At 63.1% G+C, this 16,115-nt stretch carries 15 protein-coding genes and 1 pseudogene; 9 read left to right on the top strand and 7 right to left on the bottom strand.

The genetic code is table 11. From position 1 onward, the window contains the following. Positions 1-67: 67 nt before the first annotated feature. Complete coding sequence (locus tag ACFWUP_RS16250) at positions 68-1,498, bottom strand: MFS transporter (RefSeq protein WP_379234931.1); 1,431 nt, start codon at positions 1,496-1,498, stop codon at positions 68-70. A 71-nt stretch (positions 1,499-1,569) separates the two neighbouring features. Then, positions 1,570-2,046 carry a MarR family winged helix-turn-helix transcriptional regulator gene (locus tag ACFWUP_RS16245; RefSeq protein ID WP_379234929.1) on the bottom strand — a complete coding sequence of 159 codons (477 nt, stop codon included), beginning with the start codon at positions 2,044-2,046 and terminating at the stop codon, positions 1,570-1,572. Between the two features lie 109 nt (positions 2,047-2,155). Between ACFWUP_RS16245 and ACFWUP_RS16240 the strand changes: the two genes are divergently transcribed. Beyond that, positions 2,156-3,166 carry an LLM class flavin-dependent oxidoreductase gene (locus ACFWUP_RS16240; protein WP_379234927.1) on the top strand — a complete coding sequence of 337 codons (1,011 nt, stop codon included), beginning with the start codon at positions 2,156-2,158 and terminating at the stop codon, positions 3,164-3,166. Between the two features lie 93 nt (positions 3,167-3,259). On the opposite strand, the gene ACFWUP_RS16235 is transcribed toward ACFWUP_RS16240, so the two are convergent. Then, the gene (locus ACFWUP_RS16235; protein WP_379234925.1) at positions 3,260-3,868 is read right to left on the bottom strand and encodes a DUF4126 domain-containing protein; all 609 of its coding nucleotides are present in this window, start codon (positions 3,866-3,868) and stop codon (positions 3,260-3,262) included. 84 nt (positions 3,869-3,952) lie between these two features. Here ACFWUP_RS16235 and ACFWUP_RS16230 point away from each other — a divergent pair, with 84 nt between their 5' ends. Continuing rightward, positions 3,953-4,711, top strand: a complete 759-nt coding sequence (locus tag ACFWUP_RS16230; RefSeq protein WP_379234923.1) for an SMI1/KNR4 family protein — start codon at positions 3,953-3,955, stop codon at positions 4,709-4,711. A gap of 70 nt (positions 4,712-4,781) precedes the next feature. Here the strand turns inward: ACFWUP_RS16230 and ACFWUP_RS16225 are convergent, their stop codons facing one another. Together ACFWUP_RS16225 and ACFWUP_RS16220 are read right to left on the bottom strand one after the other, a co-directional pair. Beyond that, positions 4,782-5,120, bottom strand: a complete 339-nt coding sequence (locus ACFWUP_RS16225) for a hypothetical protein (RefSeq protein ID WP_379234921.1) — start codon at positions 5,118-5,120, stop codon at positions 4,782-4,784. Between the two features lie 41 nt (positions 5,121-5,161). Continuing rightward, positions 5,162-6,163: a hypothetical protein gene (locus ACFWUP_RS16220; RefSeq protein WP_379234919.1), complete on the bottom strand. Its 1,002-nt coding sequence runs from the start codon at positions 6,161-6,163 to the stop codon at positions 5,162-5,164. Positions 6,164-6,392: 229 nt separating this feature from the next. Here ACFWUP_RS16220 and ACFWUP_RS16215 point away from each other — a divergent pair. Further along, a pseudogene (locus ACFWUP_RS16215) lies at positions 6,393-6,551 on the top strand (transcriptional regulator); the annotation flags it as partial. A 199-nt stretch (positions 6,552-6,750) separates the two neighbouring features. Here ACFWUP_RS16215 and ACFWUP_RS16210 read toward each other — a convergent pair. Continuing rightward, positions 6,751-11,412: a hypothetical protein gene (locus ACFWUP_RS16210; RefSeq protein ID WP_379234917.1), complete on the bottom strand. Its 4,662-nt coding sequence runs from the start codon at positions 11,410-11,412 to the stop codon at positions 6,751-6,753. Positions 11,413-11,850: 438 nt separating this feature from the next. Between ACFWUP_RS16210 and ACFWUP_RS16205 the strand changes: the two genes are divergently transcribed. After that, positions 11,851-12,252, top strand: a complete 402-nt coding sequence (locus ACFWUP_RS16205) for a hypothetical protein (protein WP_379234916.1) — start codon at positions 11,851-11,853, stop codon at positions 12,250-12,252. 128 nt (positions 12,253-12,380) lie between these two features. Here ACFWUP_RS16205 and ACFWUP_RS16200 read toward each other — a convergent pair whose 3' ends face one another. Next, positions 12,381-12,578, bottom strand: coding sequence for a hypothetical protein (locus ACFWUP_RS16200; RefSeq protein ID WP_379234914.1), 198 nt, complete (start codon positions 12,576-12,578; stop codon positions 12,381-12,383). A gap of 333 nt (positions 12,579-12,911) precedes the next feature. Between ACFWUP_RS16200 and ACFWUP_RS16195 the strand changes: the two genes are divergently transcribed. The 5 genes from ACFWUP_RS16195 (at position 12,912) to ACFWUP_RS16175 (ending at position 15,782) form a co-directional block, all read left to right on the top strand. Beyond that, positions 12,912-13,193, top strand: coding sequence for a hypothetical protein (locus ACFWUP_RS16195; RefSeq protein WP_379234912.1), 282 nt, complete (start codon positions 12,912-12,914; stop codon positions 13,191-13,193). A 433-nt stretch (positions 13,194-13,626) separates the two neighbouring features. Beyond that, positions 13,627-14,067, top strand: a complete 441-nt coding sequence (locus tag ACFWUP_RS16190) for an SMI1/KNR4 family protein (RefSeq protein WP_379234910.1) — start codon at positions 13,627-13,629, stop codon at positions 14,065-14,067. 75 nt (positions 14,068-14,142) lie between these two features. After that, complete coding sequence (locus ACFWUP_RS16185) at positions 14,143-14,577, top strand: contact-dependent growth inhibition system immunity protein (RefSeq protein WP_379234908.1); 435 nt, start codon at positions 14,143-14,145, stop codon at positions 14,575-14,577. Positions 14,578-14,685: 108 nt separating this feature from the next. After that, positions 14,686-15,279 carry an HD domain-containing protein gene (locus tag ACFWUP_RS16180; protein WP_379234906.1) on the top strand — a complete coding sequence of 198 codons (594 nt, stop codon included), beginning with the start codon at positions 14,686-14,688 and terminating at the stop codon, positions 15,277-15,279. Between the two features lie 68 nt (positions 15,280-15,347). Continuing rightward, on the top strand, positions 15,348-15,782 hold the full coding sequence (locus ACFWUP_RS16175; protein ID WP_379234904.1) for a DUF6086 family protein: 435 nt from the start codon (positions 15,348-15,350) through the stop codon (positions 15,780-15,782). Positions 15,783-16,115 lie beyond the last annotated feature (333 nt).

Here is a 16,115-nt window from a genome sequence, read left to right as displayed (position 1 = left end):
ACCGAACCCCCGGGTGAGCATCCACCCGGGGGGTGAATCGCAGGGGTGGTTCCTGCGACTCGTCGCGTCAGACGGCGAGGACCGGCGCGGCCACCGACTCGGTTTCGGTGCGGTTCCGCTTGCGCAGCACGGTGGCGCTGACGAGCAGGGCCGCGGCGAGCAGTCCGGCCGCGACGGTGAACGCAAGCCGGTAACCGCTGGTCAGAGCCTCGGCGTCGGAGGCACCCGTCACCAGTTCGATGCCGGTCCGCGCGGCGGCGAGGGTGGACAGGACCGCGACGCCGATAGCCATGCCGACCTGCTGGGTGGTGTTGAACAGTCCCGATGCCAGGCCCGCGTCGTCGGCGTCGGCACCCGACATACCGAGTGCGGTGAGGGCGGGCAGCACCAGGCCGCCACCGGAGATCGCCACCATCACCGGCAGCACGTCGGTCAGGTAGGCGGCGTCGACGGGCAGCCGGATCAGCCAGGACATCCCCGCGAGCAGCAGGGCCAGACCGGCGATGAGCACAGCGCGCTCGCCGAAGCGGGTGATCAGCCGAGCGGAGGCGAACAGCGACACTGCGCCGATGGCGACGGCGGCGGGCAGCATGGCCAGGCCGGTCTGCAATGCGTTGTAGCCCAGCACCTTCTGCAGGTAGAGCGCCACGATGATCTGGAAGGCGAACATGGCTGCGAGAGTGAGCATCTGGACCACATTGGCGCCGGAGACCGTGCGGGAGCGGAAGATTCGCAGCGGCAGCAGCGGGTTGGTCGCGGTGGCCTGACGGACGACGAAGGCGGCGAGCAGTGCGGCGGCCAGTGCGCCGAGGCCGAGGGTGTGCGTCGAGACCCAGCCGTAGAGTTCCACCTCGACGACGGTGTAGATACCCAGCATCAGACCGGCGGTGACCAGCGCGGCACCCAGCACATCGGCACCGGCGGCCCAGCCGAGACCACGATCAGCGGGCAGGGCTTTCATCGCGACGAAGACGGTCAGCACACCGATCGGCACATTGATCAGGAAGATCCAGTGCCAGTTCAGCGCATCGGTGAGCACGCCGCCGAGCACCTGCCCGATGGAGGCTCCCGCGGCACCGATGAAGCTGAAAACGCCGATGGCCGTTGCTCGTTGGCGTGGCTCGGTGAAGATCGTCACCAGGATGCCGAGCACCACCGAGGCGGCGATCGCACTGCCGATGCCCTGCAGGAAGCGGGCCGCGACCAGCACGACGGGCGTGGTCGCGACGCCTGCCAGCACCGAGGCGGCGGTGAAGACGATATTGCCGGTGACGAACATCGTCTTGCGGCCGATCAGGTCACCGAGGCGCCCCGCCAGGAGGAGCAGGCCGCCGAAGGCGATCAGGTAGGCGTTCACGGTCCAGCTCAGACCGGCGGGCGAGAAGCCCAGGTCTTCCTGGATCGCCGGCATGGCGACGGTCACGATGCTGCCGTCGAGGATGGTCATCAGCATCGCTGCCGACAGCACCGCGAGGGCGGTGCGCTGGGACTTCGTCATGGTCATCTCCTGCTCGTGTCGAACAAGAGTGACACTACTAGATAGTTTCGTAGCAGACAATCTCTAACGGACTATTGCCTGGCGCGGCGCGCGGGAGCAGCTTCGACCAATGTCGATAAATGGCCTTCTGCCAGGTGATTCAGTGCGCGCAACAAGGATTCGCACTCAGCCTTCGGTAGTGAATCGAGCGCGTCCCGATGGACGCCGTCGACGATTTCCGCACTGCGGGCGGCAAGTTTCGCGCCCTCAGGGGTCACCGAGATGATGCGGGCGCGGCGGTCGGTGCTCGACGGCTTGCGTTCGGCCAGACCAGCTTTCTCCAGCGCGTCGACGGTGACGACCATCGTCGTCTTGTCCATGTCGCCGAGCTCCGCGAGCTGCGCCTGCGTGCGCTCCGCCTCCAGCGCATGCACCAACACGCAGTGCATCCTGGCCGTCAGCCCGATGTCAGCCAACGCCGCCGCCATCTGCGTGCGCAGGACATGACTGGTGCGGTCGAGCAGGAAGGACAGGTCCGGTTCATTGCGCGTCGGCGCGAGAGCAGTCATACCGCTCACTATAGTTTTGTCATAGATAATCCGCATCCATCCATAACTCGGGAATGTTATCGGACTGCGGTCCGTTTAGAGTGTGACACCATCCCGAAGAGAGGTTCACATGGAACTGGGGCTTACGACCTTCGCCGAGCTGTACCCGACCGGCGACCGGCCAGCGCCGACCGCTGCCCAGCGACTGCGCCAGGTGGTCGACGAGGCCGTGGCGACCGAGGCCGCCGGGCTCGATGTGTACGGCGTCGGCGAACATCACCGCAAGGATTTCGCCGCGTCCTCCCCCGCTGTCGTGCTGGCCGCGGCCGCCGCGCGCACCGAGCGCATCCAGCTGACCAGCGCGGTCACCGTGCTCAGCTCCGATGATCCGGTGCGCGTGTATCAGGACTTCGCCACGTTGGACGGGCTCTCGAACGGGCGCGCGGAGTTGATGGCAGGGCGTGGGTCGTTCACGGAATCGTTCCCGCTGTTCGGGTACGACCTGTCCGACTACGACGCGCTGTTCGAGGAGAAGCTGGCGCTGTTGCTGCGTCTGCGCGAGGAAGGGCCGGTCACTTGGTCGGGCCGGTTCCGTGCGCCGCTACAGGACGCGACGGTGTATCCGCGCACCGACGGTAGGTTGTTGCCGGTGTGGATCGCGGTCGGCGGCAGTCCCGAATCGGTGATTCGCGCCGGACTGCTCGGCCTGCCCCTCGCCATTGCGATCATCGGTGGTGAGCCCGCGCGGTTCAAGCCGCTGATCGAGCTGTATCACCGGGCGCTCGCCGAAGGTGGGCACGAGAAGCAGCCCGTCGCGGTGCACGCGCACGGTTATGTGGCGGACACCGACGCGCAGGCTGTTGCCGAGTTCTACGAGCCCTACGCCCTGGCCATGTCGACCATCGGCCGGGAACGCGGCTGGGGGCCGATGACGCGCGAACAGTTCGACGCGCTGCGTTCGCAGAGCGGTTCGCTGTTCGTCGGCACGCCCGACTACGTGGCGAACAAGATCGGCGAGGTGCGCGACACCCTCGGCCTCGACCGGTTCATGCTGCACACGAGCGTGGGGACACTGCCGCCCGGACAGGTGCTGCACAGCATCGATCTGTTGGGGAACAAGGTGGCGCCACAGGTGCGGTGAACCCCGCGCGGATGGATGGCCACCCATCGCTTTCGCGTCGCGTCGTCGTGCTGTGGGTCGGCGCATGGCCCGCAGGTCGGTTCCCGCCCGGAGTTATTCGAGGGCGGGGTCGATGCCCGAAGTCCGCTCGGCGCGGCGCTCCCTCCGTCGTCGCAGGTATCGGCGGATTCGGCTGGCGCACAGATAGACCACCGATAAACCGACCGCCAGCAGGACAGCGGCGATCACCGCGGCCAGCACCGGGAAGAACACCGCGAGGGTGACGACACCGCCGACCGTGAAGTCTTCGGCGGTGCTCATCGCGATATTGGTGACCGGTTCCGGGGAGGTGTTGATCGCCATCCGGGTGCCCGCTTTGACGATGTGACTGAGCAACGCCGTGGTCCCGCCCACCGCCGCCGCGAACATCGTCGGCAACGAATCATCCTGCCCCGCAATCAAAGCCGAGACGATCGCCCCGGACGCAGGCCGCACCACAGTGTGCACCGCGTCCCAGAACGAGTCCAGATACGGAATCTTGTCCGCCACCGCCTCGATCAAGAACAACACCCCGGCCGCAACAAGCACATCCGTGCGCTGCAACCCAGGCGGCACATCCCCCGCCCACCCGATCCGCCCGAACAACCCGAGCAGAAACACCACCGCATACGCGTTGATCCCGCTGGCCCAGCCCGCGGTGAAGATCAGAGGTAAGACCGACACGCGCCCAGCGTAAACCGGACCACCGACACAGCCCGGCAAGCCGAGGGTCCGGCGCTGCCCGTTGACCGACACGGATCAGTCGGTGTGGCCTGCTACGTTGCGGTGGTGCACGCGATCGAGCTCTTCGAGGACTATGTGAATTGGCTGCGAATCAACGTTCCACGAGCGTATGAGAACCTCGCCCCACCCGCTACCCGTGACAACATCGACAAGCTCGAACAGGCACTCGGGCAACGTATCCCCGACGATGTGAAAGCCGTATTGATGATGCACAACGGTCAGCGGCTGACCGATGTCGCCACCCATGACGAGGATGGCGCGGTCCCGTGCATTCCGACTCTTTCGTTCTTGTCGACGGGCCTCATCGAAGAGTGCTGGTCGTCCTGGGCTGATATGTGCGAGGACGACGACATCGAAGATCTGCACGATGGCTGTGAGGCCATGCCAGGCGCGGAGGGGCGAGTGCGGCCGTTGTACGCCTCGCCCGGTTGGATTCCGCTGTGGTCGGATCCCGTCAGAAGTGACTACATCGGTCTCGACCTGGACCCGGACTCGGCCGGGATTCGTGGGCAGATCATCAATTTCGGGCGAAACGAAGGCCGACACTTCGTGTGCGCGGACAACTTCACCGAACTGCTGCAGATCCTGCTCGACGAGGTTCGGTCGGGGCGGTGGCCTTCCTCGACCGTCGTGTGCGACGAAGCGGGGAACGAACGATCAGTGTTCGGCGAGGTCGAGCACGGCGTGGGGCGTCCGTTCTTCGGCGACCTCGAAGACCACTTCTTCAACCCCCTGTACAACCACGCCATGGCCCGCAGCGGCATCGACGTGTCCGACGGATAATCTTGTGCTCCGTCGCTCACACTGCACGCCGCAGCGTCCCCGACCTGATCGAAGGCTCTCCAGGGACCGCTCACGCGGGGAGCGCATCTCCGGGGAAGCCGTGGCACGGAAGCGCCTCGTAGGTCATCATTCCAGCTCCCACACAGGGGTCTCCGGCCATGATCGCCGCGGCTTCCTCGGCGGGCACGGTCATGATCGCGATACCGGCCACGGTGTCGGAGCCGACCGGGCACAGGATCGCGATCACCCCGTCGGCGCGCAGTGAGACCATTCTTCGCTGGTGTTCGAGTTCGATGGCGTCCGCGCCGTCCATGGTTCGCTCCGGCGTCCACCGAAGCAGCACCAGACTGAAGGGTTTCGCAGTCGCGGCCAAGGCTTGAATCTGTTCGTCGGTCACTGTCGTGCTCATGATCTCCCCAATTCTGGATGCGGATCTTGCGGCGGACGTGACTAACCGACTCTGCCTCGTCCGGGTGGATCGATGCGTCGCTGCCGGTCGATGGGGTCGTCGGGGTGCAGGGTCTGTTGGAGCTCGCGGATCGCCTCGTCGTCGAGGTCGGCGTCGTGGGCGGCGGCTGCCCAGTCCCAGCCGGGTGTGGACCAGACATAGTGCATCGCGCCCCAGCGGGGAGCCCAACCTTCGTCGCTGCGTGGGCGCCGGGAGAGTATCGTGTGCTGGTTCATGGCATCGAAGGACCCTGACTCAGGATCGCTGAACGGCACGGCATCCGGGGTGAAGTCGATCGGCACGCGAATGAACATCGGTGCAGCAGTGACTGTTTCAGCGAACCAATCAGTCTGTGCGCGCTTGACCGCCTCGTACCGCTCCTGGAGAATCTGCTGATGCTGCTCCGGGGTATACACCGGACCGTCCCACGCGAACCGTGCATCGTCGATGTCTTCCCCCACCACAAGGTCGACGAACTGCGCCCCCACACCTGCATCCTCGGACCGATACCCGAGCATCTGCCCCGACGCGATGTCCACCCAAATCCGCAGCGGCACAGGCTTTCCAGGAGGCGGGGCCAACTCGACAGTCCAACATGCCCGACCGACGAACTCGACCTCTCCCACCGCCCCGATAGGCTGGGTGAAATCCTCACCCGCCCACTCCGCCGCATGGCGTCGCCGCAACAGAAACTGATTCCGCCCGAGATAACGGACGCGGTCAGGTGGACCAACGCGGGGACGCTCCGGATCCGCGGTGAAATCCCACGCCTGAACCCCGTCCGTGACGAAGATCGGCCGCCCATCCTCGTGCTCGACGCGGAGACGTTCCCCGCTTCGCCACACCCGACATCCGTCACGAGCGACGACCAGCATGGGCCCTCGTGTCCCGATCGAGGCGAACCCTTCAGTCCGATCGGCAGGAGCCACCTCCCGAACCGTGCCTCGAATAGGCAGGTCAGGACCAGTGGTAAGCGCCGTCAGCACCTCGATCCACGCTGTCATGACGTGAGTCTAGAACTCCCAAGGAGCCCCCTGGCAAACCTCGCCAACCCACCTACACCTGTCCTGCGGATAGCCCGGCGTAATCGACCACTTCGCCTCCATCCAGTCAGTTTTCTGACTATTCGGCGACGAAGTGGCCGATTACGCCGGTGTCGCGACATCACGCGCGCTCAGCCTGTCCGGAATCATTGCCGGCAGGTTCACTCGGCCACGTTGCTACCTTGGATTCATGGTCAGTGCGGCATCTGCTCGGCGGCGGGAACAGTTGCGTGAGTTTCTGCGGTCGCGGCGGGAGAGGTTGAGTCCTGGCGAGGTGGGGCTGCCTGTGGCCGGTCGGCGGCGGACTCCCGGGTTGCGGCGGGAGGAGGTCGCGATGTTGGCGGGGGTGAGATGTCGGTTACACATCCCTTGTATGCCAATGGCAGGAACGTCACATGATTGTGCAGCAGCCCCGTCCTTCCCTCACTTCGCCGCGGCATCCAGATAGCTTCTGACCACGGCGAAGTTGATTAACTCAGGGTGGAGGTGCCCGCTGGCACAGGATGTTGACCTTGAATCCGAGAAATTCACGTCGGACGGACGCCTTGTCAAACACCGGTTCCCAGGTAGTTTCGCACGGCTCCATCAATCGCTTGATCTACTCCATAGGCACCGAGTTCGAGCAGGCGATCGAGGATATCGAGTAGCGTCGTGATGCGCTGTGGGTCGCGAGTCTGCGCCAACCCACGGACCACCAGATCCGAAATGTAATGAGCATCCCCGGCAGCACCGGTCCTGATGTCGGCCACATCTTCACCATGGATGTTCAGAAAGTGGTGTGCAGCGAGGTCGATGAGATCGTCGACCTTGTCCGGCGCTTCCTGGAGCGTGATGAGCAGTTGCGGGGTCGCGTGTACGTAGCTTGGTGACGCGATCAAGTCGGCCAGGAACTCGGCGTAAGGGCGCAGGTCGTCTCCACGCAGGTGACCGGCCAGCGTGCCGACCTTCTTCCGAACCTCATCGTCCTCGTCATGCATCAGGTGGCGCAGAGTGGACAGCACGAGTTCTGAATCGGCGGATCGATCAACCCTTGCTGCGCAGACCTCAGCCAGGCCGCCTCGAACTTCCACATCGCTGGCCAAAGCTCGCTCCATTAGCGCTGGACGCCCCCATTGCAGCGCAGCAAAAGCTGCCAGGCGACCCCCGGCTCTCCGAACCTCGGCATCTGTTGAGCTGAGCATGCGATTAATAACCGGATCGATCACTTCTGGATCGGCGTTGCCGATATAAATCATCAAGTCGTACAACTTGTCGGAGGCAAGTAGGAGATCATCGGCGTCGATGAGGCGTTCGAAGGCTGCATAGGCCGTTGGCCGTGCATGCCGTAGGCAGGCAGCGATGGTGTGGGCGACACAGGCGCGGACGCTCAGTACTGGATCGCTCGCCAGCTCGGCGAGGTGAGGGGCCACGAGTTCCGTGCGCGTGCCGTCAAGGTCATGGACCAGGAGGTCGCCGAGCGACTCAGCCAAGCTTCCTCGCGAGGTGTTGTATCCGTTCTGGAACATGTCACGTCCGGGTTGGTGGTCGTCTCGGCGTACGAAGACTGGCGAGTTGTCGACAGGGTCAGGAGCGTGCAGCGCTCGGTCGAGGACCATCTCAACGATGTCCAAAGGTGCCTCGTCATAGACGCGACGGACCGCCCAGCCAAGCCAGCGGTCACAGCCATCGAGGCCGAGACTCATGACGTGACGGATCGCGTCGAAGACAGCGTGCTGCGCTTCCTCTGGAATCGATGCTTCTCCGAAGCCCAACAGGATCGCGCTGGGATAGGCCTCGTTGGTCTCGGGCGTCAATTGCATTGCCAATCCAGCGAATCGAAGAGGATCCTCAGCCGTTCGCTCCTTCAGCTGCTGCGCCAACTCGCGAGCACCGCCTACCTCGCTGCCGAAGTCGCGGTCGTCGTTGTCGTGCGTCGCCATGGCCTGCAGCCACTGCGCGTCGCTCATCTTGCCTGTGGCTGAGCCACCAATCGGCGACCCGACCGTGTAGGTGACGATGCCGGTCGGTGGCTCGGGCAAATCGCAGTCGAATTTGCGCTGGTACTCCTGTAGCCGTCGAAGTCCCAACGGTGTTAACCGCCCGAGGTCGAGCGCTGACAGGAACTTGAAGGCGGTGTAGCCGAACCACCGAAGCCTGTAATGGAGGTCGGAAGATTGGTATGTCGCGGGAAGGTCTCGGAGTTGCTCTTCGAGCTGCAAGTGGACCTCGTCGCTGACAATCGGCGCTATGGCCTCAACGACCTCACGCGAGAGCCAGTGCGAATCGGACAGGTAGCCCGCTTTCAGGCGGTTGCCGCCTTGGAGAATCAGCTCGGCTGCCCACGAGGCAAAGGTCACGGCCCCAGCAATCAGTGCGCGATACAACAACGACTGCGCCGCATCGTGTTCGTTAGCGGCCAGAAGCCGCAACATCGACTCGATGGCTTCCGGCGACGTCTGCGCACACTTCCCGAGCGCGTCCGCCACGCCGTTGTACAACGCGTCATCGACGTCGCCGTACCCTGGCTCCACTCGAAGCCTCAGACTGAAATGCCGGTCACGAAGAAGATCCTGCTCGAAGCGCTCATAGTGCGTGACCTCCATGATTGCCAGCAGGTGCGGCACGAACGCCTCGGCGAACGCTTGAGGTTCTGCTTCGCATGCTGCCTCGATCATCTGAGTGGCGCCGTACTCATGAATGCCGAGGAGCGTTACTTTGTCGTCACTACCGAGCGCCAGAGCAGACGGACTCTCCACGAAGCAGGCCTTGAGCATCTCGATTGCCCAGAGTGGCTGGTGTTCCGCCAGCTTGTGTACCGACAGCCAGTGGTTGCGATCGGCGGGGTCGATCTGGCCGGCACGGATTGCGTCCAGCAACAGCTCGAATAGCCGCCGGTGGAGATGCAGGTCGGCGCGCTGCGCCACCCAACGGAGCCACATCACATAGTCGGGTGACTGCTTCCGCGCCATCAAGAGGCCAGCCACCTCGGCGCCGTGCTCGGCGCCGGCGTTGCCCATCCAGTTGACGCTCCTATCGCGTGGTGCGGCGTCGTCGCCGTCGAGCCACCTTTCGATGTGACCCTGGGCGCAGAACGGGCCGAACCACGTAGGGCGTGCGAGCTGCAACAAAAGCCGTTTCGTGAGCGTGGACTCCCTGTCGGCAAGGCGCAGCACAAGTTCGACATCCTCGACTGTCGGAGCACTGACGTTCGCGAAGACGGCAACCACCGTCTCCTTAATGTGGAAGCGAACATCTGCGCTACTCAGGGCCGCCTCGACCTCCGTCCGGAACCGATCGGGATCTCGCTCACGGAGAAGCTCGAGGATCTGCCGCACCTGCGCGCGTCGGAACAGTTCTTGCTCCTGGGCGCAAAGGAATTCGACCATCGACTGGTGTCGTGACAGCCACTGACGGGCGAATGTGAAGTCGAAGAACGTCTCGTGAAAGAAGGAGACCCGGTCGTCTTCGATCGCAATGACCTGTTCGGAGGCGAGGACCCGAGCGTGTTTGATGAAGTCGCCAGGGTCGAGGATCTCGACAGGGACAGACAACGTCTGGTTGTCGCTCGCGGCGTGGGCGATCCGGGCCAGCACGTCGTTGAACAATGTTCCGGGCCGTCGCTCCTCGGAGGTCTGCTCTTTGCGCAGCCAGAAGGCTTCGAACAACGATCCTCGGGAGGTGAAGTTCAGGGCACCTGGCTGGTCGGCGATCGTCTCCAGCAAGACGAGGTTAAGCGGTGACCTGAGGAGTGCACGTTGCGTAGCAGTAAGCAGGCCGGGATCGAGACCCATGGCTGAGACGGCGCCCGCCGCGGCTTCGTCAGGTAGCAGCTCAACAGTCAGACGCTCGACATCGTTCCGCGCATCGAGTTTGCGGATGCGGTGGTCGTTCTCGACGTCGAATAGTCGGCAGGCCAAGATGACGCGCACCCCGTCAACCGCCGTTGCTTCTTGAATGAGATCGGCAATGACGTCGTAGCGCGCCGAGAGGCGCCCGGACACTAGCGACACGGCGTCGAGTTGGTCGATGATCAGGAAGGCGTCGCGGCCGTCTGCCGCCTGTCGCAACGCCGCAACCGGCGAAGTCGAGAGGCCCAGCTGAATACCCAGTTCGACGGTCGAACCGAAGGCGCCTCGGCGGTCGAGCCGGAACGCCAATACCTCGGCGTCCTGCGCCTCGAACTCGCGCGCAGCCTGATAAAGCACAGTACTCTTTCCACCACCGCCAGCCCCGACGACAAGTGCAAGCCTGGTCGTAGTCATGAGGTCGACGAGAGTTACAGCTTCTTGCCTCTCGATCGGCGGCGAGAGCAGTTCGCGCTCGATCGTGCCGCGCCAGCTCCGGGTCGTTGCCACCACCTGCTCATGGGACGTTCGCGTGGCCCGGGAGCCGCGCCAGGTGATCCCTTTTCGAGCAAGAGCGTCCAGCAGCTCGCGTTGCGTCATCCGCGTGCGCAGGTTGTCGAGCAGCACCGCACCTATGGCAACCGCCATGAGGTCGCCGGTCGCGCCCTCCAAACTCACGTCGGCCAGCATGGCGTTGGTCATGACCATCTGCTCTTCGACTTCAATCTCAATCCACATACCGCGCAGGGTCTGCCAGGCCGCCTCAGAGCTTCCGAAGACATTCACCGCAGTCAGCTCAGCGAAGGTTGGACTCAGCTTCTCCGTGAGCTGGTGCGCAATGAACTGCCGTGCGTCCACCGATTGCCGTGACAGGCCAGCCATGACCCGAAGTGCCCCGCTCGGAGTCATCGAACTGAAGTGGAACTCACGCCCAGCAGCAACGTGGCGAGCAGCTGCCGCCAAGACTCCGCGATCTCTGAGGGCTCCGATCGTCCAGTGATCGGTGATGTTGTTCTGGCGCTTCACCTGGGTCACCGCGATGTCGCCGTGCTCGTTGACGTAGGTGAACTCCGAGCCGTCAGCCAGTTCAGGGTCGATCTCTTCGAGCGTGAGACTGCGGCGCTCGTCCTGGATGCAGAACAGAGCGTGACGGATGGCCCAGGCCAACTCGTATCTATTGCCCAGCTTGTCCGCGACGCCACCACTGGCGCCGGCCATTCGGGGCCGCGCCAGATTCTGTGGCATGGTAGTTGCCGCGCTGCTCGACTGTACGGATTTCTCGATCTCCCCATCATGACAGTTGCTCATGGCATTCCAGCTGTCAGCCCCAATATTCGCCGGGACACGCGTTCCCGCGCCGACAGCGTGGTGGAGGTCCAGCTTCACCTTGCCAAGAAGTCGTGAGGCGGCTCTTATGCATCCCGATGTGGATCTTGTCAAATTCCTTGCGCAGCAAGTGATCGTAGACTCGCAGGTATAGCGTGGCGTGCTGTCCAGCGCGCTGAAGCCAGCTGTCGAGCCTGACGTTTGCGAAGCCGTCTGCGGATCGTCCGCAGTTCGAACCGCAAGGAGTGCGGAGGCGGTACACCTGGTTGGGGTGAGATGTTCGTTACACACTCCTCAAATCAGAGGACGGGAGGGAGTCAACAACATCGCCGCTCCCATCTGCGGATCAGTCTTCGACCACATCGCTAACACCGAGTCGGTCGGAGCATCCTGAAATGCCTATTTCAGTGCGTTTCGTCCGGGCTCGACTGGCCTTCGTGGACTCTCATGTACTCATGATTGCGGTCGGCATGATGGACTCGTCGGATGGAGAAAGCTATGGGTCTCGATACTCATTTCGCCCGGCGAGCACAAGACATGGAGCTGAAGCCGATCGACCCAAACCGGCTTACCGAGCGTGAATACCTCCAACAGTTCGCGGCGCGCCCGGGCATGTTCATCGGCTTCACCAGTGTTCGTGGCGTGACGTGCTTCCTCGACGGTTACGACTATGCCGCGCGACGATCAGGCAGTCCGGGCCTTGATGGCTTCCGCGACTGGCTTCTTGCCAATCACCTTCGCCGCCACAGCAGCTTCGCCTGGCCCGGTCTGGTCATGCAGATCGCGCTGCCCGAGTGGGACTTCGTCACAGATCTCAGTCCCGAGCAGGAAATCCACACCCTCGAGGTTCTGTTCGACCTGCTCGATCGATTCCTGGCAGAACGTGAAGCCGTGAGCTGAATTTCCGCTTCTGCCGCGTACGGTGCTGACCGACCCGCCAGCGCGGAGCCCCGGAAGCGCAAGCGGCCGGGCCGGGCCGGCGACCGGTCAACGCCTGCAACAGCCGAATGGCATGAGCCCCTGGGCGGTCAGAATTCCAACTGGGCATCGAGTCGACCGATGATCGCGCGGAGCTCGCGCGCGCTGCGGGGTGACATCGCTGAGATCACGATGCCGAGCAGGTCGCGGGCCTCCACCGGACTGCCACAACAGAAGTCGTGCACATCCCCGAACTCGTAGTAATGCCGCAGCTCGCGGGTCGGACGGCGGACGTGGTTCTTCCACAAACGAACTGCATTGCCGACATCCCCTGTCCGTAGGTAGTTCCGGGTGCGCTCGAGGCGAGCGATCTCGGAACTCGCTGACGACGACAGTCCGTCGATAGCGGAGGCGGCGCCCTGGGGTCGGGGCCTCAACGCAGCGGCGGCCCGGACCTCGCATGGGCGGTTACGCGGCATGGGCCTTTCGGCTGGAGATCATGTCGAACATGATGCCACGATACGAACCCTGGCGAACATACTCAATTGCCGCGTACCGCACTGACCGAACCGGCCAGTGTCGCGTGTGGTCGAGGGTCGTCAGACCCGCCTTCTCACAGGGAAATCGCATAGTCTGCCGCGGTGCCCGCGCTAATGCTGTCGAACCCTTTCGCAGAGAAAATAGTCACGGTCTGGCTCGAACCGTGGGGCCGGGATTACTGGATGCGACCGGGAGATGTCTTCATCATCGAATCCGACGACCGCGTCTCCTTCGAGCAGGCGAATGATGATCCGCCATTCGAGGTGTCGTGGCTCGAGAACGGCATCATGGTCGGTGTGATGGTGGACAGCACCGTGCGGGGTCGGGACGGAATTGAGCTCGAGTGCGGCCATCAGCGGCCTGTTGACCTCGACGGGCGGTAACTCCGTAGCTCGGGCTAGATCAGTGCGTCGAGACTGCCTCTAGACATCCTCTTCTGCCGCCTACCGCGCGACCGGCCAGCCTCTCCGACACTTGCAAATGCCGCCTGCGCACAGCCTTGATCGGCTGACCGGCTGGGGCTGGGCGAGGAATTCTGAGGTGTTCTTTGCGCTGCGTAGACGACGTGGAGTACGTAGCGTGCACACCTGGCCGGAGTGAGATGTGCGTTACACACTCCCAAGCTCTCACACGGGAGAAACGACGATGTCGCCTCTCCCGTCAGCAGATCGGTCTCGACCACATCGCTACTACCAAGTCGGTATGAGCATCCTGAAATGCCGATGGGCGGGCGTTTCAACGACTCCGACCGGAAGACGAGATTGCACTGGAAGAGCCACGGGTTGAACTACTTTCACCGTATGTCAGGATCGACGAATGTGGAAGGACCTGATCCGAGAACTCTACGAGGATGCGGAGTTCGCACCTGCTGCCTCCGATACGGAGATAGACCAGGTCGAGGGGCGGTTGGACCAGACCGTGCCGAACGAGTTGCGAGATCTGCTGCGGCACGCGAACGGTGTGCACGCCGAGTGGGGGGCCGGGCTGGTGTGGTCGGTCAAGGAGATCATCGATCTGAATACCCAGTTTCGTCACGATGCCGAAATCGCGGAGCTATACATGTCCTTCGAACAGCTGATGTTTTTCGGTGACAACGGCGGTGGCGATCAGTTCGCCTACGTCCGGTTGCCGTCGGGGCAGAACACCGGAGTGTATGTCTGGGATCACGAAACCGATGACCGTAAGTGGGTTGCCAGTTCGTTGACCGACTACTTGCAGCGGCGAGCAGGTACTGAGGGCGATGGTTGGTTCAGGTGACCACGCCGCCGATTCCGACCGGGGGTCTCCCACGAGACGTCCGCAAATGCCGATGACCGTGCACAGAATGCAGAAGTGCTGGAGTTGGATACGGAGGGCTGCATGCCTGCCAACCCATCGGTAGAACAAATCGAGGGTGAGACTTGGCCTGAGCCAGCATCAGATGCCACCTACGTGATCCGAAGAGTCCACCAGTTGCGTCGGGTTCCAGTTGGAGAACTGAGCATTGAAGACCTACGAATCATGTTGTCGCAGAGCGTCGGAACCGTCGCGATCCTGCCTCGGGTACTTTACCTACTGGAGGAGAATCCGCTGTCGGCGGGCGACTTCTACCCGGGAGATCTCTTGGTTGCCACACTGCGGCTTCGCCGTGACCACTGGTCGGATCACGTCGGACTGCTTTACAGGGCACAGCACCTAGCCCAGCGAGTGGATGCCATGACCAATCAGCCGAACGGAGTTCAGACCCCTGAACTTCGCCGCATGGTCCGTGAGTTCTTGTCGAACTAATTCGGTTCGACTGACATCGAACAGACTCACATGCCGCTGATCGCGTGCTGGCCGGACATGGTTCCGATCTCGATGAACACCGATCCTGGAGGGCCTACCATGTCTGGGATGACCTCCGCTCTGCTGCAGCGTGCCCTGGCCGACCCTGGATATACGGGCCTCCGATCGCTGCCTCATCGAGTCGAGTTTCTCCTCGCGAGCCTCGACGCCCCGCCCCGGCTGGGTGCTCACCTGCGCGCGGTTCACGACGTGGCTTGGCAGTTGGCACATTGGGTCGGCCAACATCACTGCGGTGTGCGGTTCGACCGGGAAGCAGTACTATTCGGCGCCGCAATACATGACATCGGAAAGATCGACCATCCCGATGAGCTGTCAGGACCAGGCTCAGCACACGAACAGGCAGGGTATGAGCTTCTCTTGGCGCAGGGCTTTGACGACGAGTCGGCACGCTTCGCAAGAACCCACGGATCGTGGTCCGCAACCGACCTCGGCATAGAGGATCTGCTTGTCAGTTTGGCTGACAAGGTGTGGAAGGCGAAGCGCATCCCCGAGCTCGAACAGTTGGTGGTGCACCGCCTTGCCGCCGTGGACGGACAACAACCGTGGCAGGTGTTCATGACCCTCGATGATGAACTCGACCGGATCGCCACAGACGCCGACCGCAGACTCGCCTTTCAAGCAAGTTACCCGGTCCGCGGCTGACCCGCAGTGGCGCAACGTCATTCGGAAGTCCCCTAGCGCGCATCTCCGGACCAGCAGAAAGACGCTGAATGAGCCAGTACTACGACGTGGACAATCAGACGCTGTGGAACCCCTCCAATACAGCGTCGAAATTGTTCCTGTATCAGGTCAGGCTGTTCGAGGAGGAGCTCGACCTCCAGTCAGGGATCGGGCCGATGAAGTCAGATGAATCTCGAGTTGCTCCCGTCGTGCTCGAACAGTTCGTCAACGCACTGTTGGCCTGGCGTGAGCGAACGAATCATGCCGTCATCCAAGCGCTGACCGACGGCTTTGTCGCCACGATGCTGGTCTTGGCGGAACGAGCAGGCGTCGAGGTGCGTTGGAATCCGTCAGCCGACGCCGGCGCGGACGGTATGCACGAAGTGCAGGTCTGTTCGAGTCCGATGTCTGCCGGTCACGACCGGAACGGGTATGTCGAGATTCGCGAGCAAGCACGGCAACTGGCCGACTCCATGCCACGCTGAGACGATCCTCTCATTGCCCCCTTACCGTCGCGTGTTCATCTATTTCCGGCCGATGGAGCCACTTCAATGCACAATCAACCAGGTGACCCGCGTGATCCGAGGGCTGCAGCACCAGCCGACGAACGCACTCAACTGCCGATGATCGCGCGAGCTGCTCCGGACTTGAGAGAATGCAGAGGCGGCCCCACTCACCGGGGTGAGATGTCGGTTACACACTCCGTTGGTGCTGTTATCGGACACCACTCGTCCCGTCGGGTTCGAAGGGGTGAGTTGACGTCGACGGGTGGTGCAGGTTCGGGCCAGCGGATCAACCTGCGTTGCGCCAGAGTTTTG

Source organism: Nocardia sp. NPDC058658, assembly GCF_042716665.1.
Lineage (GTDB): Bacteria > Actinomycetota > Actinomycetes > Mycobacteriales > Mycobacteriaceae > Nocardia.
The sequence above is the reverse complement of the archived record's forward strand: the minus strand, read 5'-3'. Positions and strand labels throughout refer to the sequence as shown.